The organism is Mesorhizobium sp. (genome assembly GCF_004963255.1).
Lineage (GTDB): Bacteria > Pseudomonadota > Alphaproteobacteria > Rhizobiales > Rhizobiaceae > Mesorhizobium.
Genome location: NZ_SUGA01000105.1, coordinates 1 through 566 on the forward strand (window position 1 = coordinate 1; position 566 = coordinate 566).

A 566-nucleotide genomic window follows, 5' to 3' on the forward strand; every position below is an offset into this window, starting at 1 on the left:
CGCGGCACATTGGGTGTGATGTCGAGGTCGCAAGCGGGATCTGGCTCGCGATAGTTGGCGGTCGGCGGCACGACGTCCTCTTGGATTGCCATCACGCAGGCGATCATTTCAAGCGCGCTCGCTGCGCCGAGGCAATGCGCGTGCGTGGACTTGGTGGAAGAGATGGACATCGAATAAGCGTGGTTTCCAAACACACGCTTGATCGCCGCCGTTTCAGTCTGATCATTGCTCTTGGTACCGGTGCCGTGCGCGTTGAGGTAGTCGACGTCCTCGGCATTCAGCCCGGCATCGGCAAGGCAGGCGCGCATCGCCGACGCTGGCCCCTCGACAGATGGCGCGGCAATGTGGAAGGCATCGGCGGAAAGGCCGACGCCGGCGATCTCGGCAAGAATTGTGGCACCACGCCTCGTGGCATGCTCGTAGCTTTCCAGCACGGCCATGCCCGCACCCTCGCCCAGCACCAGGCCCTTCCTATCGGCGGAGAAGGGCCGGCAGGTATCGGGTGAAAGCACGCGCATTGCTTCCCATGCTTTCAGCACGCCCCATGCGAAGGGTGCGTCGCTGCC

General features: G+C 63.6%; 1 protein-coding gene. It reads right to left on the minus strand.

What is annotated here, in order from left to right; genetic code table 11:
• A partial coding sequence (locus E5X34_RS32645; RefSeq protein ID WP_164760923.1) for a beta-ketoacyl-[acyl-carrier-protein] synthase family protein occupies positions 1–566 on the minus strand: 566 nt, incomplete at both ends.